Here is a 20,831-nt window from a genome sequence, read left to right as displayed (position 1 = left end):
TTTCTCTGACTCTAGGTAGTATATGTTAGAGAAAAGTATTCACCCAGTCCCGACAGGGACTGCAAGAGACGTAGAAAGAGAAAGCAACCTATTTCATGAATATATACCCACTTACTGGTGGCAGTTCCCAACTAGTTGTTGTGCTTGTTATATTGGTTGTGGTTGTCCCTCTACTGTTCGTTGGGTCAACAACTATTTTCCATTCACCTGTTTCAAAGAACGGATATATTGTGACACCGTTAGTGCTGAAATTTACAGCTACTACGAATCTATTGGTCTCTCCAGGAACGTTACCATTATAGTTAAGAGCATAGACTATGTGTTTACTAGCTGACCAATTGAAGTTAGCACTGTTCCACTCGTTACCCCATTTGAACCACCCCTTACTTGCGGGATCTGGATCTGTTATCCTCAAAGCTGGATGATTCTTCCTAAGCTCAATAAGTCCTGAGTAGTAGTTGAATATATTCGTATTTGAAATCAACCAGGACCAATCAATATCACCATTGGCTTTACTAGTATTCTGTCCTATCCTAGGTCTTACGAATTCCTGCCCTGCCATAAGCATTGGAATCCCCATGGAAGTAAAAAGCACTATTGCACCAGCCTTGGAAGCATTCGTTGCGTCAGTTACACTTAGCCCACTGTAAGTGACAAGCTCGGTATATACAGAGTTTTCGTCATGGGATTCAAAGTAATTTACCACTTCTACCGGAGAAGCAAAAGTTCCTCCGTCCTTGTCGTAGTATATCATTCTTCCAACCCTTCCAACATTGTCATACCTTTCCCCTTCAAAGTCTCCTCTCCTTAACATTGCTTTCATCTTGTCGTGAAAAACCTGTCCCCACTGCGCTATACCAGTCCCCTTAAAATCAGAATGGTTAGGTAATTGCTCAGCTATCCAGATCTTGTTTGGATACTTCTGCCTGAGAGGACTTATTACCTGATTTATCAAGTATGTTCTTGCATTTTTGTAAGGATTACCACCTTCCATTGCGTAAGTTCCGTCAATCCTAAATCCATCAACATTGAACTCTTTTAAGTAATACTCTAGAGTATCATACACAAGTTTTAATGCCATCGGCTTCCATAAAGCAAATTTGTTTCCCCAAGGAGTTGAATCATCACCCGGATTTTCTATAACTCCATCCCCATCAAAATCAAAGTAGTAGGTTTTGTCTATAGTCCAAAGGTAGTTATTTTGATTTCCAGTGTGATTGAAAACAACATCAACTATTACCGCAATGCCAACTTTGTGAAGTTCATTAACCATAGTTTTAAATTCATCTGGAGTTCCGTAGTCAGAGTGTATAGCCATAAACAAAACAGGATTATACCCCCATGTATAGCCTGAGTAGAACTCTTGAACATGTATTGGCATTATCTCAATAGCGTTTACCCCAAGTGAAAGTAGATAGTTCGTCTTCTCAAGAATTCCTAAAAATTTACCTCTATTGTTTTGTGAAACTGTTGGATCGTTTGCGGTGAAACTTTCAACATGTAGTTCATAGATTATAAGCTCGGACTGGCTTGGTGGAGTGAATTGAACCCAAGATATTTGTGAATTGGTTCTCAGGACTGTGTTGAAACCTCCGTATCCATCGCTTGAGACATACTTTGAGTAAGGATCCGCAACCCAAGCGTTACCATCAATTACATACTTATACTCTTTACCATACACCGTTGAAAGAGGAAGTGAGGTTGTCCACACTGCACCTTCTGTGGTTAGAATCTTTTGCATAGGATTGGCGTCTTTATTCCAGCCATTGAAGCTTCCTGCTATACTTACACTCCTAGCCTTAGGAGCAAAAAGGTAGAAATAGACATTTCCGTCATTGGAGATGACAGCACCTAATTCTTGCGGTGGTTGGGAAATACCAGACTCGTCAGGAGAAGTTTTCGGTCTTAGCCCACAACCTGTAAAGGCAAACAAAAGCAAAAAAACTAAAACTATGGCAACAGCCTTCATAGTTTATCCTCTCCACCTCTTAATGATAAAAAAAGATATCCAAAGTTTCAAAAAGACCTAACTCACTTTCTGAAAATGCTTAGCCTAGAAGCAAAGAGTGTAAGTAAACAAAAAGTTGAATTTTATCTACTTACCTAATGGAAATTGGAACTCATTGGAAGACACCATTTTTTCTTGAATTATTGAAATCTAGGCATTCATAATATTCTTATCTTGTAGCTCTTGTGGCGGGCGTAGCTCAAATGGTTAGAGCATTGGACTGTGGCTCCAGAGGTTGCGGGTTCGAGTCCCGTCGCCCGCCCACTAGACCTTACTCCCTTTGAACTCCTTTATAATTTCCATAATCATCCTTTTAGCCACTGGTATTGCCTTTTTAACTTCCTCAGAGAGTGTATCATCATACATTCTAACCTCAGTGATACTGATACCCACAACCCTAACTTTAGCCTCAACATCTATTCCCAAACTTCTGGCCATCTCAATAGCAAGTGGAACCCCAATACCATGAGACGAGATTGCCTTAAGATTAAAGGGATACTCAGCATGATCTATCAAGTGCACCTCTCCAGCAGTATCTCCAAAAACAGCATCAACAATTACCATATACTCGGTATCTCCGAGTAAGTAAACTATTCTTGAAGGGTCCATCGTAGTAATAAACTCCACCTCTGGTTCATCAATTTCCTCGGACAGTTCCTCCACTACCCTTATACCAACAAAGTCATCTCCTCCCAGGGCATGACCAACACCAACTACTCCTATCTTCATACTTACTTCACATCCTCACTTGTAACTAAAACTTTTCTTAGGCAAGCTTAGTAGAAATGTTTCCAAAACAGTTCGTTTTCCAACTTTAGAAACTTTCCAAAGTTTCATTTCAAGTTTTACTTTATTTCCAAGCACCCCAGCACTAAAGCTCATCAACAATTCTTATCATAACACCCTGCCCCTTAACTACCTTAAGATTGTTTATCTCAGAGAGAGCTTTAACAAGATCCTTTTCTCTTGCATGGTGTGTAACCATAACTAGAGGAACAAACTCATGGGGACTTACCTCTTTCTGAATAACTGCAGCAATGCTTATATTATTGTCTCCAAGAATCTTTGAGATAGCACTTAGAACGCCAGGTCTGTCAATCACCGAAAATCTAAGATAATACCTAGAGTATATATCTCCAATTGATTTAATCTCTCTGTTTTCAAAATCTCTCATTTTGGCAACCAGTTTAGGATTGGAAATATTTTTGGCTATTTCTACTATATCAGCAACCACTGACACCGCTGTCGGATACCTTCCTGCTCCTTTACCATAGTACATTGATGTCCCAAGATTTTTGCTCTCAACAAGAACAGCGTTGTATTCATTTCTAACAAATGCAAGCTGGTTGGTTTTACTTATAAGCGCAGGATGAACTCTAACTTCTATCGTGCCATCATCGTCTAGCCTTGAGATTCCCAAAAGCTTTACAACAAATCCAAGCTCGTAGGCATACTTAACATCATCCAGTGAAATATTCCTTATTCCTTCAACGTATACTGAGTTAAAATCTATATACGCGTTAAAAGCCAATCTTGCAAGAATGGAAATCTTGTGAGCAGTATCAATCCCATCAATGTCCAATGTTGGATCAGCCTCTGCAAATCCAAGCTCCTGAGCCTTCTTAAGAGCAGATGCAAAATCCATATTCTCCTCAAACATCTTGGTCAAGATGAAATTAGTAGTTCCATTCAGAATACCAAGTATTTGGCTAATTCTGTCTCCCACAAGACTATCTGCAAGAACCCTTATTATCGGTATTCCACCAGCAACACTTGCCTCAAACCCAATTGCAACACCATACTGCTTTGCAAATGAGAAAATCTCGTTACCTTTTTCAGATAACAAAGCCTTATTAGCAGTTACCACACTCTTACCAGACTTCATTGCCTTAGTAAGGATATCAAAAGGAACATCAATTCCTCCAACTAACTCCACAACAATGTCAACTTCTTTATCCTGTATTATATCGTTGTAGTCTGAAGTCTTTTTCGCGTAAAGTATCTCTACCCCAGAACCTCCAAAGTTCTTACTAGCTACATACTTAAGCTCAACATCAACCCCTGCTCTCTCCCTGATAAGCTCTCTATTCTTCTGAAGAATATCTACAACCCCACCTCCGACTGTACCAAATCCTACTACACCAACAACTACTTTCCTCATAGACACTAAATTTTATAAAAACCCAGAATATTTACACAAATTCTACCTTCCCAAGTTAACAACACCTCTAGCAAGAATCCAACTTCCGACCAAGAGAAGTAATTTTAAACTTATTGCTATGTTTATTTACAATATAGTTCCAAAATGATCAAGGCAAGAAAAATTGGAATACTTCTAGGAATACTAATACTGGCTATCATACTTGGCATTATACTAGTCTCCTATATCTCCCATCTTATTGAGATAAGAAGTCTTCAGGACGTGATTTTGAAATTTATCAGATCAGCGCAATTAAGAGACAGAGACTCTCTGAGAGAAGTCTGTGGTGGGAAGGTATTCGTCAATCTCTTCTCTGGAAATATGGAAATAAACGAGTATTACATCGGTGAGCTAAATAAACAGTTTCCATCTAGCGCCCAGATAAAATTCCTAAGAATATACCAATCCTCAGAGTTTTTGCCAGAGGAGAAAAGAAAGTATGGCTTTATAGCTTGGAAAGTGAATCTACTCGTGATAGACGAAAAAAACCAATACGTAGGTGGTTATTCTTTCTATGTTTCAAAGGTCACAGAACTTGACGAAGCCGGAAACGAAACTACCTTATACAAGATTCTAGACATACTTAAAGTAGGAGACATTCTATTTTGAGTATGGTTTGGTTAATCTTGACAATGGTTTTTCTAATAGGAGCACTCTTAAGTTTCTTCTACGGACTTTGGCCAATTGCCGTAATACTCATACTCCTCACTATATCCTTGCTTTGGACCTGGATGTTAGGAGCAGCCTGGGACCCTACACCTATGAAAGTGATACATAAAACCCTCAACTACCTTGAACCAAAGGAGAAAGATGTAGTTTACGATCTTGGTTGTGGAGACGGAAGGTTTATAATAGAGGCTGCTAAAAAATATGGGTGCAAAGCAGTTGGTATAGAGATAGATCCTATCAGATACCTTATTACAAAGATCAGAGTAAAACTACTGGGACTAGAAAACAAAGTTAAAGTAATCTGGGGAAATTTCTTCAACTACCCCATTAAAGATGCTACAATCGTTTTCTGCTTCCTAACAGAAGAGACTAACAGGAAACTTGAGGTAAAATTTGCTAAAGAACTATCCTACGGAACTATAATAGTATCCTACCTATGGAGATTTTCCAGCTTTAGCCTACTGAATGTGATTGATGATAAGATCTTCATCTATATTCTCTAAAGATACACAACTCATTTCTCATATAGCACAACCACAACTAACAAAAAAGGATCTCACTTAGCCCATAAATACTACTCACTTGACAATGAATTTCAAAACTTAACAATTAAGCACTGTTTTTCTTTTATTTTTCTCACAACACCTACTAGAACTGAAGGAGAACACTCTTCTTGATAAGCACATAAGAGGTTTGGTTAAGGTGAAGTCTCATAACTGAAGAAGATTACCTAGAAACAAAGAGGGTAAGTAAGCAAAAAGTTGAATCTCATCTAATCACTTAACGGAAATTGGAATTTATCACCTACTTGAAGACTAATTTGAAGCAAATTCAAGGTGTTTTTTATAATTTTTGCTAATACAACCGGAGGAAAGCCTATGAGTGAAATAACTCAAGAGAGTCAAATAGAAATTCAGCCATTCTCCTCAGAAAAAGTAAATATAAATGTTCTCTTGGAGGCAGGAGCACATTTCGGGCACCAGAAGAGTAAATGGAACCCTAAAATGAAAGAATTTATCTTCGCTACCAAAGGAAATGTACATATTATCAACCTCCAAAAGACTCTAGAAAAACTCAAAGACGCTTACAACTTTGTTAAGGAAATGGCAAAGAAAGGAGCTAAGTTTCTGTTCGTAGGTACAAGAAAACAAGCACAAGATATAATAAAGCAGGAAGCAGTAGCATGCGGACAATTTTACGTTAACAAAAAGTGGATACCAGGCACACTGACCAACTTCCATTCTGTTAGAAAAGCAGTTCAAAACTTGATGAGAATTGAAAAGATGGAAGTAGATGGTTCTATAAACCAACTGCCTAAGAGTGAAATAAGTAAGCTGATGAAACTAAAAAAGAGACTGTCGGAGAGACTTGAAGGAATAAGGGATATGAAATCTCTTCCAGATGTTCTGTATGTTGTTGACATTACCAAAGAAGAGATCGCTGTGAATGAGGCCAGAAAGCTTGGAATTCCCATAGTAGCTATTGTTGATACCAACTCAGACCCAACGTTGGTTGACTACCCTATACCAGCAAATGACGATGCTGTTAGATCAATACAAATCATAACCGAGGTAATCAAAAGTGCCATTCTTGAAGGTGAAAGCTTTGCTATGAAGAGAGAGGTTGAAGAAGAAGAGGAAGTTGAAGAAAAAGAATCTTACTACGTCTCCGAAAAGATAGCAGAAGAGGTTGAAAGCTTAGAAGACAGAGAATCCTGAAATGCTCCTTCTATACCAATTTGATAAATTCAAGCTCGGCCTTGAAATACCAAACCTAGCTTCACCAAACCAAGAGTTTGTAGACAAATTCCAGATCCTAAACTTTTCCATGTCCTCAGTAGTCTCTCCCGAGATCAACGAGATAGATAAGATATTTACTCTCAAGCAAGTTCACGGCAACGAGGTTGTATCCATTGAAAACAATAAGATCCTTTTCAAAGAGAAGATTTATGATTTCTCATATAGCTTGTCTGGTACTATTGAAGCTGATGCTATTGTTACAGTGGACAGAGGAATAAAAGTTGGTATCAGAAGCGCAGATTGTGCCCCAATAATGTTCTTTGGAAATGGTGTCGTAGGCGGGATTCATGGAGGATGGAGAGGACTTAAAGAAGGTATTATTGAAAACACCATAAATTTTGTAAGAAAAAAGTATGGCTTTGAACCTCAAAAAGCTCTTTACTTTCTACTACCCTGCATCCACTCCTGTTGTTACGAAGTTGGAGAAGAATTCCTAGAATGGGCCAAAAACTTCTGTTTGATTAGAGGCGGAAAAGTGTACTTTGACATACCCAAATTCGTTCTATCCAAACTTCTAGAGTTGGAAGCATCCGAAGAAAACATTTACTACTCTCCACTTTGCACAAAATGCAATTCAGAGTTCCTCCCATCTTATCGCTCAACTAAAACGGAAGATAGGATAGAAGCTTTCATATATCTTACTTAGTTCCAAATTCCTTCAACTTTTGTACTACACTTTGGACACTTAGAATTACGAACCTTGTTTATCAACACATTGTGCCAGGACCTAACTATAAGTGGTTCCTTACACTTAGGACAAAAAGTAGTGCTTCCTTCATCGTACCATATGTTACCAGTATACACATACTTAACTCCCTTGCTTATCGCTATATTTCTTGCTTCCACTAACTTTTCCTTTGGAGTTTTCGGTAAATTCGTGAGCTTGTAATCCGGGTGGAAAGCAGTAAAATGCAAAGGCACACTATCACCCAAATTGTCCAAAACCCAGTCCACCAGTTCCTCAATTTCTTTTGTGCTGTCATTCAGTGTAGGTATTATCAGATTTGTTATCTCAAACCACACAGTTCCCATCTTACTCAACCTTTTAAGAGTCTCTTTGACATATTCTAGATGAGAGAGAGTGTATTTCTGATAAAAAGTTTCAGTTATAGCCTTCAAGTCAATGTTTGCACCATCAACATACTCATAGATTTCGTAAAAAGCCTTCTCCGAGATATATCCATTTGAGACCATTACAATCTTTATCCCATTCTTTTTCGCTATCTTTGCAGTATCTATAACGTATTCTCCTATTATTGTTGGCTCGTTATACGTAAACGCAATACTTGGAGAGTTATATTCTATTGCAAGTTTCACAAGTTTCTCAGGAGGTAGATACATTCCAGGAACTTGGTTTACCCGTGCCTTGGAAATATCCCAATTCTGGCAAAACAGACATCCCATATTGCAACCTACTGTTCCCAAAGAAAGAACGGTAGTTGAAGGCAAAAAGTGAAACAACGGCTTTTTTTCAACAGGATCAATATTGACAGCAACAGGTCTTGCATAACCAAGAGAATACAAAACCCCACCATTATTCTCCCTTACACAGCAAAAACCCGTTTTCCCCTCATCTATCTCACAAGACCTCGGACAGAGATTACATCTTACCCTCTGTCCATCCCTCTCCCACCACCTAGCCACAACTTTCTCCTCAGGCATAGATTTAAAATACTACCTTGTCAAATACTTGTCAAGTTCCATTAACCAAATCTACAAGAAGTTCAACGGAAATCCAGAAACAACTAGTAGAACAACACCACTACTTGTGCACCACAGATGCAGTTGTAGAAAAGTAAAATGAAGGTATGATAAATTTACTACACATATGCGTAGCGAGGAAGTTGCAATAAAGAAAACCTTTCATTTTACTCAGTAATCCTACATCACTGGCTTGGAATACCTAAAGAATCCAAACTAGAGATCAAAAACTATTAGATAACTCATCTTCATCACCTAATTGGAAATAAGAAGCCAGTTTATTCTTCCTTAAAATTGCTGGAGTTGAAGGATCATATACCTCCTTAATAGTTTCTTCAAAAGATCTAAGCCCTTTGCGCTTTGACAGAAAATCTTGCCTAGATACAATTTTGCCTATTCCCGGTATAACTTTAACTCCACCTTCTCCCATTTTGGAAACTTCCTTTTCTTCCTTACCATCCCCACTAATCTGCTGATGCATTTTAGAACTTGCTTCTGAAGCTAAGGAAGAGAAACCCGTAGCAATAACTACAACCCTTATTTGCTCACCCATAGTTTCATCAGGGCAAGCTCCCATTATGATGTTAGCTTCCTTATCTGCTGTCTCATTTATAGTTTCCATTATGATATTAACATCATCAAGAGAAAGCTTACTTCCACCAGAAATGTTGACAAGAACAGCCTTCGCCCCTCTAAATGAGATGTTGTCAACAAGAGGATTATTTATTGCTTTTTGAGCAACAGACTTAGGATCAGAATCTACACCGATTCCCATCAATGCCTCACCTCCTTCCCTAAGCACAGTTTTTACATCAGCAAAATCAACATTTATAAGGCCCGGTTTAGTGATTATATCTGACATCCCCTGAATAGCATGCATTAGCACTTCATCGGCTTTGAGAAAAGCTTGAACGAGAGGAGTTTTTTTGTCAATAACCTTAAAAAGATTCTGATTCGGTATTACTATTATGGTATCAATGTATTGCCTAAGCTTTTTTATACCTTCCTCTGCCCTATCCGCTCTTTTTTTTCCTTCAACTAGAAAAGGCTTAGTAACAACTGCTACTGTTAACGCTCCTATCTCCTTTGATATCTGAGCAATCACAGGTGCAGCACCAGTTCCTGTTCCTCCTCCCATACCACAAGTGATAAAAACCATATCCGCTCCTCTAAGGGCATCGTATATGATATCCCTATCCTCATTTGCAGACTCCTCACCTACTCTCGGATCAGCCCCTGCCCCAAATCCTTTGGTTATCTTCTGACCTATCTGTATCTTCGTAGGAGCTAGACTCTTCGCAAGCGCTTGGACATCAGTATTTATCGCAATGAAATCCACATTCTTAACACCTGCCCCTATCATCCTATCAACAGCATTACATCCAGCCCCACCAACTCCCACTACCTTTATATTAGTTGGATTCTCATCAAAGTCATACATATAAACCCCTCCCATCCCAAAAACTTTACTCAAGTATTGTAAAACAATAAAAAACGATTTTCAATAAATTTAACCTGAAGTTTGGTCAAGAGTTTGGTATTTTTTTGTGAAAAAGTATTCTGAATACCTTGACTATTCCCTCTTCCTGCTGCTGAGAGATACCCTAGATATCCTCAAGCTTCCAGAGAGAATGATTGCAAGAACAACTTCTACTATCTTCTTCCTGAGCTTGGATAAAAGTTAAGTAGAAAGTTTTTGATGAAGCGATTTATAGTTTTTTTGTTATTCATATATTCCTCCTTTTGCCTTTATTTTAAGGGCAAGAGGAGGTTATTTCACTTTAATTCTTACCAAACTCTGCTACAAACTTCAGATTTAACTGAAGTCAGTAAAGTCCAAAACTTACAACTAGAAGTAGTCTTCTCTCTATTTTTCTCGCAGTCCCTGTCGGAGCTAAGTAAGCACTTCCCTTAGCAAGCACCTAAGAGGCTTGGTGTAAGATGAAATCTTGCGATTAAAACAAGCGCTATGTGGAACCAAAGAGAGTATAAGCAAAAAGTCTAGAATCTTGCCTAGTTACAAACCAAAATCGGAATTTATTCACTCTCTTCTATAGCAACTTGTAAAGATATCCATTACCCAAGTATAATTATACCCGATTTATGAAAAAATTTGATAGGATTGTTATTAAAATAAGTGGTGAAGTTTTAGGTGGTGAACAAGGTTTAGGAATAGATATGAAGGTAGTCTCATACATCACTGACGAGATAATAAAGGCCTACTCCCTAGGAACCCAAATTGGAATAGTAGTTGGAGGAGGCAACTTCATAAGAGGAAGCAAAGTAGCGGTAAAAGGCATTGAGAGAGTTAACAGCGATAGGCTAGGAATGATCTCAACCATTCTTAATTCAATAACTCTAGCAGATGACTTCTCTTCTAAGAGAGTTAAAGTTGTAGTTCTTTCCGCAATACCAATAGAGGGAATAGCAGAGAAATACTCTGTTGAGAAGGCAATTGACTATCTATCCAAAGGATATATTATCATTTTCGCTGGTGGCACAGGAAACCCCTTTTTCTCAACAGACACTTCCGCAGTTCTAAGAGCAGCAGAAATTGAAGCCGATGTTGTATTAAAAGCCACTAAAGTTGATGGAATATATGATAAAGACCCTAAAAGACACAAAGATGCAAAGAAATTTGATGAAATAAGCGGTAGTGAAGTTCTCTCAATGAACCTTAAAGTCATGGATCTAACCGCATTTAGTCTAAGCTGTGAAAGCAAAATACCAATAATCGTCTTTAACCTAATGGAAAAAGACGGAATAAAGAGAATAGTGTTAGGCGAAAAAGTTGGAACATTCGTGAAGGTATAAAAACATGAAGTTCTCAATAGTTGCAGACTGGTTAGTAACATTTGCTGGAGCTGAAAGAGTTCTAAAGTCAATTTATGAACTGTACCCTTCGGACGTCTTTTGCTTAATCTCCAACAATGAAACTCTCAACAAACTAGGAATTCCTCCTGAAAAAACACAGCAATCGTTTATTTCAAAATTGCCATTTGCCCAGAAAAAGTATAGAAACTATTTAGCTTTATTCCCCCTAGCAATAGAGCAGTTTGATCTTTCAAATTACGATGTGATAATCTCTTCATCGCACGCAGTAGCCAAAGGAGTTATAACCAGACATTATCAATTACATATCTGCTATTGCCATACCCCAATTCGCTACGCCTGGGACCTGTATCACCAATACCTGAAAGAAGCAAAACTAGAAAGAGGGCTAAAAGCCTTTCTAGCAAAACTGATTCTCCACTACATAAGAATATGGGACCTCTCTACCATAAACAGGGTCAACTACTTTATTGCAAACTCCAATTATACCGCAAGAAGAATAAGAAAAATCTACGCTAGGGAAGCAGAGGTCATCTACCCACCCGTTGACACGAAAAACTTCTCTTTTAGCGAAGATAAAGAAGAGTTTTACCTAGTAGCCTCAAGAATGGTGCCTTACAAAATGATACCTCTTGTTGTTGAAACCTTTGCAAAACTTCCAGATAGGAAATTGGTAGTAATAGGAGATGGTCCTGAGTTTGAAAAGGTCAAAAGCATAGCGAGAGGTAAAAGAAACATAGAAATCCTTGGATACCAACCCAATGATGTATTAAAAAGCTATATGCAGAAAGCAAAAGCATTTATCTTTGCAGCAGAAGAAGATTTTGGAATTATGCCAGTTGAGGCAATGGCTTGCGGAACCCCAGTAATAGCTTTCGGTAAAGGTGGAGCTACCGAAAGTGTAATAGATGGTAAAACCGGTATCCTTTTCCATGAGCAAACCGTAGAGAGTCTTAAAGAAGCCATAAGTAAGTTTGAAAAAATTCAAGAAAAGATAAACTTCAAGGATGTCAGAAAAAATGCCGAAAGGTTCTCCGAAGAAAACTTCAAATCTAAGTTCAAGAACTTTGTTGACACCAAAATCAACGAATTTTTCAAAAACTAAAAATAAACCCACAACAGAGTAGTTTTCCCCTATTTCTCTCGTAGTCTACCATCGGGACTGGAAAAATAACCTCTCAATAAACTCTAAAACCCAATCTAGAGTGATATTGTAGAAACCGAATCTCACTGTTGTCCTACTTGATAAGTAGTCCAAAAAGACTTTAGAATATTTACTATGCTGGAAAGCATAAAGATAAAAAACTACGCATTGATAGACGAAATTGAAATTGAGTTTGACAAAGGCTTTAATGTATTCACAGGCGAAAGCGGTGCAGGAAAATCAATAATAGTAGATTCTTTAGGATTTTGCTTAGGAGAAAGAGCAACACCTTCAATAATAAAAACAGGTAAAGATAAAACTATAGTTGAAGCGGTATTTCTAATAACAAATCCAAGAATCAGGGAAAAAATAGAAAAACTAGGATTCAACTTAGAGAATGAAAGAATAATAGTAAGAAGAGAATATGAAATATCAGGCAGAAACAAAGTAACAGTAAACGGCTTCCATGAAACACTGTCAAGAGTTTCCGAACTTTCTGAAATTCTGGTTGATTTTCACGGACAGCACGATCACCAGAGTTTGCTAAATCAAAAAACCCACATAGACTATCTAGATTCTTTTGGAAAATTCAACAAAGAACTCAAGGAAGTCTCAGAACTCTATAACAAAGCTCTAGAACTGAAAAATAAGATCAAAGAGTTAGAGGAAAACCTATCCCAAAAAAAGACAAGAGAAGAGTTTCTAAAGTATACGATAGAGGAACTGAAAAACTCCAACCTGAGAGAAAACGAAGATGTAGAACTTGAAGAAAAGTTTAACCTAATAACAAACTACGAAAACCTTTATAACATACTTCAAGAGTCTATCTTGCTTCTTAGTGAAAACGAAACATCAGCACTGCTTCTAATGGGAAGAGTTGCAAACCTCCTAAAGAGTGGTATAAAACTTAACCCTTTATTTGAAAACTTATCAAACTCTCTTGAGGAGTCACAAATAATAGTAAAAAACGTTGTCTCTGAGCTTAAAAACTTACTTGAGAAGATAAACTTCCAACCAGAGGAAGTAGAAAGAGTGAACTCCAGACTTGACCAAATTAGAACACTGAAAAGGAAATACAACAAAAACTCTGTAAACGAGCTTATGCTACACCTAAAGGAAACCGAAGAAGAGCTGAGCAGACTAGAGTTTAGCGATAAAGAACTACTAAGTCTTAAAGAAGAATACAACAAAACCATAGCACAGCTGAAGAGAACATGTATTGACCTCTCCGAAAAGAGAATAAACAAATCCAAAGAACTTGATAAAAAGGTAGAGGAAAAGCTAAAGCATATGGCAATGGAAAAAGCAATATTCAAAACTGACTTTAAATACTACAAAGATGAGAACGGAATAATAGAAATAAATGGAGTTAAGGTGGATGTTAATGAGAAAGGAGTAGACAGAGTTGAATTTCTTATTTCCATAAACCCAGGTGAGGAACTAAAACCCCTAAGGCATGTTGCCTCTGGTGGTGAAATATCAAGAATAATGCTAGCAATAAAGAGCGTTTTAGCAGATGTATCCGAGGTTGATATGATGGTATTTGATGAAATAGATGTGGGAATAGGTGGACACACAGCAAACGTTGTTGGCGAAATAATAAAAAGCATGGCACAAAAGCAACAAGTTATAGTCATAACCCACCTACCACAGGTAGCCTCAAAAGCAAACTCCCACTTTATGATAGAAAAAATATTTGACAACAATGAAACTAGAGTTGTAGCTAGAAAACTCTCCGACGAAGAGAGAAAATATGAAATAGCCAGAATGATAGGAAACGAAACAGATACTGGAATAAAATACGCAGAGGAACTCCTTAAGAGATCTTAGAAATACTCAATCTTTATCACCCCTCATTGCTTTCATTTGGTTGTTAAACCAATCTTGTTTTGACTTACTCTCTCTCAACACTTGCTGAAGTTTACCAAATTTTTTCTCAAGAGAAACCCTATATTCCTCAAGATGCTTCTGAAACTTAGCATACATTTCTTTGTTAGACTTTATTATGTTATCAATCTGTTTTTTCTTGTTAGCTATAACTCCTCCCACCCTTACATACTCGTCGCATAAAGCTGAAACACTGTAAGCAAACCCAGAATCAACAATTTTATCACCATTTGTGTCTCTTCCAAAAATATCATTTACCGCAAATATATTCTCCGATATCGCAAGCATAAGTTTCTCATTGTTTATAGTTAGTATCCCCCTTCTAACGTATTCCCACAGATCTGAGTCAAACTCTAGCTTTGTAGATATATCCTTCGTATAGATTCCTATATGGTAGAGAAGCCTTATGTTTGTGACTCTAGTAGGATAAGGTTGCATAGCAAACATTCTAAGTTTGTCCTTGAGCCTAGTGATATCCATATCAGTAGCAAAAGAACCTTCCTCCTTCTCTTCATCAGGCTTCTCATAAAGCTGTCTTCTGTCAACAATGGGCTTAGTTATCTTGCTAAGATACATCATAACGTCGTTGTATTTTCCAACCAAGTTTGATATAGAATTAGTTACTGCCACATAATCATAGTCTATCCTTGTTAGAACCTCCTTTTTAGGATCCTCTCCTACTACCTTTACCACTCCATTTATTACGTCAGTTATATCGTTACTTTCCCTCTCAATCCTGATACCATTAACATACAAGACCGAGTTATCCGCCTGCGAGAGATAGTTTTTGGGCTCGTATTCAGCAAGCTTCTTTATATCCTCAACCTTGTCATATATAAGAATTCTATAGAAAGTTATTCTAGCAAGATCGTTACCGTTTCTAAGAGTAACTCTTTCAATCTCCTTCCCATCATAACCTGAAAGACTCATTTTAATAAAACTCTGACCCTCCGGAATTACAACCTCTACTCTCGCTCCATCCTTTAAGTGCAGAACGACAAACAAAAAGTCATTCGTCACATATTCCTTAAGTATATCAAAGGTTGTTATCGGAGAACCACCTTTAACCTCAACGTTGCTAACTTTGACACTTTCCATCACTCTTATATCAACCTCCCTAGGCTTAGGAACAGGCTGAAAGATAGTAGAGTTTGAAATCTCAAGCACAGTGCTCTTTGTAACACTGTAGGAAACATCTTTTACAAATTCCTCTCTCTCTTTGACAGTAAAAGCTCTAAGAGGAGTGAAGATCTGCAATATGTCAAGCTCTCTTTTGTCGGTCTTAACAATCTTCTCCTTGGTAAGCAAACCTATTCTAACTAATTCACCTACATCTCCAGTTATAATTACCCCTGCCCCTTTACCCGTCCTCCTACCCTCTATTCTCAGAACCTCATTCTCGTTATCAACCTTTATAACCTCTGCTGAAACAATCTCCTTTGCAACGTCATTTATAGCTTTTGCCAGATCTCGCAGTCTTCCTCCCTTGAAATCAACTTCAATGCTTCTATCACCCAAGGATATCGTCACCTTAAAAGGTTTAAGTTCAGTGCCGATAGGCACTGCGTCAGAAACAAAAACATCAGGCTTTGCCATTCTCTCAACCCTAATCCTCACCTCACCAACATTAGCCCCCCTACTGGGAATCAGCTTTACCAGACTCTCATCTTGTGAAAATCCAACCCTATTCTGAAAAGGAGACCTATAATCATAAACAGCTTTCGCCAAGTCTCCAAGCTCTCTTAAGTTCTGTTCAACGAAGTTTATTATAGCCTTTCTGATAGTCTGGTTACTAACTTCTTGCTGGTACTTCTCACCCTTCATACCTTCTGCTTCAACTAATTTATCAACAATCTCATCTGTGTTAAGTCCTGTGCCAAAAAGATCACTTATTCCTGGCTTCTTTTTAGTAGACTGAGAGAAACTACCAACCACGAAAACCAAAAGCAAAAAAACTAATATTAAAGTCCTAATAAACACCGTACTCACAATATTTATGATAATATCTATTCTCACAGAAGTAAAGTTCGGAAGAAAAAAGCAGGTCTGAAAATTTTGGAGTACGTTCCTCCCACTAAGAGGATATAACTTTAATCTTACCCTGCTCTTTTTCTCTTCCTTTACCACCCTCTAATTGTTCTTTTTCTTCTTTTGAGAGCTTCTTAAAGACTTTATGGATATCCTCAACAGGTTCTTCTTCAAGGACCAAGCTGATAACTTCGCTTACCTTCCCAACTGGTATTATCTCTATTCCTTTTTTCTGTTCTTCAGGTATTTCATCTACATCTTTTAGGTTTTTATCTGGAATTATCACTTTAGTAATGTTATACCTTTTTGCTGCAAGTATTTTTTCTCTAATTCCACCTACGGGTAATACTAGCCCTCTAAGCGAAAGTTCTCCAGTCATAGAGACGTTGTCTCTAACTCTTCTTTGGGTCAAAAGTGATATTATGGCAACAAGTAGCGTTATACCAGCAGAGGGGCCATCTTTTGGAATTGCTCCAGAGGGTATATGAACATGTAGGTCATATTCTTTGAAAACATAATTAGGTATCCCAAAAGCTTCAGCATTGGCTTTCACATAACTAAACGCTATCGAAGCAGACTCTTTCATTACGCTTCCAAGCGAACCTGTGAGTATTAAGTTACCTCTTCCCTTCATAGCTGTAGCTTCTATAAAGAGAATTTCTCCACCAACCGGGGTCCAAGCAAGTCCCACAGCAACCCCTGGTATTCTCGTCATTTCTTTTACCTCGGGTATAAACTTCTCAGGACCTAGAAATTCCCTAACTTTCTTTTCGTCAACAACTATATCCTCTCCTCCTGGTTCTATTCCATTCCTAACAACATAGGTGGCAATAGATCTCATAATAGAACCTATACTTCTGTCTAACTCTCTCACTCCTGCTTCTTTAGTGTAATCGTTTATTATCTTGCTTAACGAAGAATCTGTTATAGTAACATTATACTCCTCAAGACCATTTTCCTTCTTTTGCTTAGGAATAAGGTAGTTTACAGCGATCATCTTCTTCTCATACTCTGTGTAACCAGGTATAGATATTAACTCCATTCTATCAAGCAATGGCCAAGGGATAGTGTTTAGGGAGTTAGCGGTAGTAATAAACATAACCCTAGAGAGGTCGTAAGGTATCTCCAGATAATGATCACTGAAAGAGCTATTCTGTTCGGGGTCTAACACTTCAAGAAGCGCAGATGCTGGATCTCCTCTGAAATCTGATGCAAGTTTATCTACCTCATCTAGCATAAAAACTGGATTTGATGACCCTGCTTTCTTAAGTCCCTGTATTATTCTTCCTGGCAAAGCACCAACATATGTTCTCCTGTGTCCCCTTATCTCAGCTTCATCTCTCACACCACCTAACGATATTCTCACAAACTTTCTACCCAATGCTCTTGCTATTGACCTACCTAAAGAAGTCTTACCAACTCCAGGTGGACCATAAAAACACAGTATAGGGCCTTTTACGTATCCTTTCTTAAGTTTCATAACAGAGAGGTATTCCAGAATCCTCTTTTTCACTTTCTCCAAGTCATAATGATCTTCGTTAAGCACCTTCTCTGCGTATTCTATATCTAGATTATCTTCTGTGTATTCATCCCAAGGTAACTGTAAAATGAGATCAACATAGTTTCTGGTCACAGTATACTCTGGAGACATCACTGGTATCTTTGATAATCTCTCTATCTGCTCAAGAGCTACCTTCCTGGCCTCTTCACTCATCTTCTTACTCTCAAGTCTTTGCTTGAGTTCCTGAATATCCTTTTCCTGATCACTCAATTCACCTAGTTCTTTCTGGATTGCTTTTAGTTGCTGTCTTAAGAAATACTCTTTCTGGGTTTTCTCAACATCGTTCTTAACCTTCTCCTGGATTTCCTTGCTAACCTTAGCAAGCTCTAGATCCCTTCCCAGATAGCTCACAACAAGCTTAAGAATCTCTTTGAGAGAGTTCTCTTCAAGAATCCTTTGCTTCTCTTCAATCGTTGCATTCACACCTGAAACAACAAAATATCCCAACAGATCTGGTTGCTCTATCGACTGAAGAACAAATTCTGCATCAGGAGGTGCATCAGGAATAAGATGGATCAACGATGTTGTCATATCCCTTATAGTTTTCACATAAGCTTCAACTTCTTCATCTCTAACAATCTCTACTTCAAGATATTCAACATTAGCCTTTATGAAAGGCTCAGTTTCCACAATATCCTTTATCCTAAATCTCTTCTCAGCCCTAACCACTACATTCAAAGTTCCATCAGGAAGCCTAAATATCTTAAATATAGTCGCAACAACCCCAACCCTATAGAGATCATCTATTCCCGGATCCTCAACATCTTTTGACCTTTGCGTAACAAATCCAATAAGTTTATCTTTCAGAGAAGCATCTTCAACAGCACTTAGAGACTTCTTTCTACCAATAGACAGAGGAGTAACAACCCCTGGGAAAAGTACCATGTTTCTAAGAGGAACTATTGGCAAAAGTTCTGGATACTTTCTATCTTGTCCTTTGCTTTCATCCTTATCAGAAGACTGAAAAATACCACCAACATCAAATTCTTTTCCTAGGAAAAACCTGACCTCTGACATTCCAAACCTCCCTAGTATTTAAAGATAGTTATAGTAAGAATCCCATCTTTTAAATCAGCTTTTATGTTTTTCTCATTAACCTCACCAACCTCAACTATTCTTTCAAAATAACCATAGCTTATCTCCATCTGATGTATCCTAACTCTATTTTCATTATACATTTCTTTTCTAACACCAGAAATCCTTAAGAAACCGTTTTTCAAAGTAATATCAATATCCTCTTTTTCAACCCCTGGTAATTCAACTAAAATCACTACTTTATCAACAAATTCATAAACATCAACAGGTGGTATCCAATGAACATTAGGTCTTACTACATTATAGGTTCCAAAACTTAGAATCATTCTAAAAAAATCTCTCTCCTTAGCCATACTGTCACCTCTCATATCTAAGTTTAATTTCTAACCTTTGCCCTTTCAACAAAAGTTTATTTAGCAGATATCAGATCCCAATAGTAGAACAATATCTTATTGTCAGGAACATCCAGAAATGAAGCAATTAACCTTCCATCCTTCTCAACCCTAAATCCTCTCATCATAGTAGGATAAGGAAACTCTATATAAATTTCATGAGAAACCTTAAAATAAGGCTCAAACGGATTGAAAAACATAATCACAGGTAACCCATTCTTAAAAGTAGCACAGGCAACGAAATTGTTTTTTAGAAGTGACAACATAGCAAAGTTACCACTAGGAAGCGAAATTTCGTATTTTTTCAACAACCTTTTGGAGTTATAATCAAGTAGCAAGATGAAGCTTTTTTGGGAAAGATCCTTAGAATCAAACTTTAGGAGAAAGAGTAAGGGTTTAAGAACAACTCCAGAAGAAAAAACAACATTTGACATCCCAAACTCTTCTAAGTTAACTGTTATAGGCGGGAGTGCAAGAAATGCTGAAGAAAACATATCAATTCTTAGGTGAGAATCTGAGACGTTTTGAAAGATATAGAAATTTCCCAAGTCATCGGAGTCAAGTTTCACAACATTTGTGAACAGAGTACCCACATTTTCAACTTTTCCACTTCCCTTCTTATAGAAAAAAGCGGAATATAAACAATCTCCTAAGGACGTTTCTGAGTCGAAAGCTAAAAGTAACATAGAACCTTCGCTATTAATAGTGGAATCAGTGATGAAAAAATCTTTTTCCAGATTTACCTCATCAACTAAGGATGAAGCGTTGTAAGAGGTAGAAAGAAGTCTCAATTTTTTAGGTACTTGATTAAGAATAAGTAGCTCTGCAGAATCTATGATAAAGGTCACAGAAAAGCTGTCATCTAAGAAATTTTTTATCTCCGGGTCCACAGACGAGGAGAAAATTTCTTGGAAAGAGTAAAACACAAAATTTGAATCATGATAAGGTATCCATATATGGAATTGGTTGGTATTAGTACCGATCTCAAGGTATGTTAAGAACTTTCCTCTGATACCTCTAGAACATGATACAGCTGATAACGTGACTAGGGTGAGCAGGAAGCAGAAAACGGCTATAGAGAAAAACGATTTGCGGATATTTAAAAGTGAAGATTGTCTTTTTCTGTGAAATCTTCTCATAGTACAGAGATAATATATATAGCCTGGCGAGTACCTACTTTCCCACCCCGTTGCCAGGGCAGTATCATCGGCGGTGTAGGGCTTAACTTCCGGGTTCGGAATGGTACCGGGTGTTTCCCCTACCCTATTCTCACCAGGCAAAAAAACGATCCATCTTTAAGAGATGGAGGCATATATATTAATTTTTGGTTTATAGGGAAGGTAGCTATGCCGGACGGGCTATTAGTAGTGCTCGGCTGAACACATTTCTGTGCTTACACCTACACCCTATCAACCTGGTAATCTACCAGGGCCCTTCAGGGGCACCTTATCTTGGGGCGTGCTTCCCGCTTAGATGCCTTCAGCGGTTATCACTTGAAGACATGGCTACCCAGCGATGCATCTGGTGACACAGCTGGTACACCAGAGGTCTTCTCACTCCGGTCCTCTCGTACTA

Annotated in this window: 16 protein-coding genes, 1 tRNA gene and 2 rRNA genes; 8 read left to right on the top strand and 11 right to left on the bottom strand. The window is 37.9% G+C overall.

What is annotated here, in order from left to right:
• Window positions 1–88: 88 nt before the first annotated feature.
• Window positions 89–1,969 (bottom strand): alpha-amylase family glycosyl hydrolase, encoded by a 1,881-nt coding sequence (locus ABDH28_01650; protein ID MEN2997729.1) that lies wholly within the window; start codon window positions 1,967–1,969, stop codon window positions 89–91.
• Between the two features lie 227 nt (window positions 1,970–2,196).
• On the opposite strand from ABDH28_01650, the gene ABDH28_01645 reads away from it, so the two are divergent.
• Window positions 2,197–2,270, top strand: a tRNA-His gene (locus tag ABDH28_01645).
• A 2-nt stretch (window positions 2,271–2,272) separates the two neighbouring features.
• Here ABDH28_01645 and ABDH28_01640 read toward each other — a convergent pair.
• Entirely contained in the window at window positions 2,273–2,737 is a 465-nt protein-coding gene (locus tag ABDH28_01640; GenBank protein ID MEN2997728.1) for a hydrogenase maturation protease, read from the bottom strand.
• Between the two features lie 142 nt (window positions 2,738–2,879).
• Window positions 2,880–4,169, bottom strand: a complete 1,290-nt coding sequence (locus tag ABDH28_01635; GenBank protein ID MEN2997727.1) for a homoserine dehydrogenase — start codon at window positions 4,167–4,169, stop codon at window positions 2,880–2,882.
• A 144-nt stretch (window positions 4,170–4,313) separates the two neighbouring features.
• On the opposite strand from ABDH28_01635, the gene ABDH28_01630 reads away from it, so the two are divergent.
• The 4 genes from ABDH28_01630 (at window position 4,314) to ABDH28_01615 (ending at window position 7,322) form a co-directional block, all read left to right on the top strand.
• Window positions 4,314–4,817, top strand: a complete 504-nt coding sequence (locus ABDH28_01630; GenBank protein ID MEN2997726.1) for a hypothetical protein — start codon at window positions 4,314–4,316, stop codon at window positions 4,815–4,817.
• 2 nt (window positions 4,818–4,819) lie between these two features.
• Window positions 4,820–5,380, top strand: a complete 561-nt coding sequence (locus tag ABDH28_01625) for a class I SAM-dependent methyltransferase (protein ID MEN2997725.1) — start codon at window positions 4,820–4,822, stop codon at window positions 5,378–5,380.
• 375 nt (window positions 5,381–5,755) lie between these two features.
• A complete protein-coding gene (gene rpsB, locus ABDH28_01620; GenBank protein MEN2997724.1) occupies window positions 5,756–6,595 on the top strand; it encodes a 30S ribosomal protein S2 in 840 nt (279 codons plus the stop codon).
• A gap of 1 nt (window position 6,596) precedes the next feature.
• Window positions 6,597–7,322 (top strand): polyphenol oxidase family protein, encoded by a 726-nt coding sequence (locus ABDH28_01615; GenBank protein MEN2997723.1) that lies wholly within the window; start codon window positions 6,597–6,599, stop codon window positions 7,320–7,322.
• Here ABDH28_01615 and amrS read toward each other — a convergent pair.
• Together amrS and ftsZ are read right to left on the bottom strand one after the other, a co-directional pair.
• On the bottom strand, window positions 7,319–8,320 hold the full coding sequence (amrS, locus tag ABDH28_01610) for an AmmeMemoRadiSam system radical SAM enzyme (protein MEN2997722.1): 1,002 nt from the start codon (window positions 8,318–8,320) through the stop codon (window positions 7,319–7,321). The genes ABDH28_01615 and amrS overlap by 4 nt on opposite strands.
• Window positions 8,321–8,600: 280 nt before the next feature.
• Complete coding sequence (gene ftsZ / locus ABDH28_01605) at window positions 8,601–9,818, bottom strand: cell division protein FtsZ (GenBank protein MEN2997721.1); 1,218 nt, start codon at window positions 9,816–9,818, stop codon at window positions 8,601–8,603.
• Between the two features lie 662 nt (window positions 9,819–10,480).
• On the opposite strand from ftsZ, the gene pyrH reads away from it, so the two are divergent.
• From pyrH to recN, 3 genes are all read left to right on the top strand, one after another.
• On the top strand, window positions 10,481–11,191 hold the full coding sequence (pyrH, locus tag ABDH28_01600) for a UMP kinase (GenBank protein ID MEN2997720.1): 711 nt from the start codon (window positions 10,481–10,483) through the stop codon (window positions 11,189–11,191).
• A gap of 4 nt (window positions 11,192–11,195) precedes the next feature.
• Window positions 11,196–12,314: a glycosyltransferase family 4 protein gene (locus tag ABDH28_01595; protein ID MEN2997719.1), complete on the top strand. Its 1,119-nt coding sequence runs from the start codon at window positions 11,196–11,198 to the stop codon at window positions 12,312–12,314.
• A gap of 174 nt (window positions 12,315–12,488) precedes the next feature.
• Window positions 12,489–14,183, top strand: coding sequence for a DNA repair protein RecN (recN, locus tag ABDH28_01590; protein MEN2997718.1), 1,695 nt, complete (start codon window positions 12,489–12,491; stop codon window positions 14,181–14,183).
• 6 nt (window positions 14,184–14,189) lie between these two features.
• On the opposite strand, the gene fliD is transcribed toward recN, so the two are convergent.
• From fliD to ABDH28_01560, 6 genes are all read right to left on the bottom strand, one after another.
• Window positions 14,190–16,256 (bottom strand): flagellar filament capping protein FliD, encoded by a 2,067-nt coding sequence (gene fliD / locus ABDH28_01585; protein ID MEN2997717.1) that lies wholly within the window; start codon window positions 16,254–16,256, stop codon window positions 14,190–14,192.
• A 58-nt stretch (window positions 16,257–16,314) separates the two neighbouring features.
• A complete protein-coding gene (gene lon, locus ABDH28_01580) occupies window positions 16,315–18,846 on the bottom strand; it encodes an endopeptidase La (GenBank protein ID MEN2997716.1) in 2,532 nt (843 codons plus the stop codon).
• An 11-nt stretch (window positions 18,847–18,857) separates the two neighbouring features.
• A complete protein-coding gene (locus ABDH28_01575; GenBank protein MEN2997715.1) occupies window positions 18,858–19,217 on the bottom strand; it encodes an Hsp20/alpha crystallin family protein in 360 nt (119 codons plus the stop codon).
• A 56-nt stretch (window positions 19,218–19,273) separates the two neighbouring features.
• Window positions 19,274–20,395: a hypothetical protein gene (locus ABDH28_01570; protein ID MEN2997714.1), complete on the bottom strand. Its 1,122-nt coding sequence runs from the start codon at window positions 20,393–20,395 to the stop codon at window positions 19,274–19,276.
• Window positions 20,396–20,416: 21 nt separating this feature from the next.
• Window positions 20,417–20,533: ribosomal RNA gene (rrf, locus tag ABDH28_01565) — 5S ribosomal RNA — on the bottom strand.
• A gap of 63 nt (window positions 20,534–20,596) precedes the next feature.
• Window positions 20,597–20,831: ribosomal RNA gene (locus ABDH28_01560) — 23S ribosomal RNA — on the bottom strand; the annotation flags it as partial.

The sequence above is a fragment of the Brevinematia bacterium genome, assembly GCA_039630355.1.
In the GTDB taxonomy this organism is placed as follows: Bacteria; Spirochaetota; Brevinematia; order DTOW01; family DTOW01; genus SKYB106.
The sequence above is the reverse complement of the archived record's forward strand: the minus strand, read 5'-3'. Positions and strand labels throughout refer to the sequence as shown.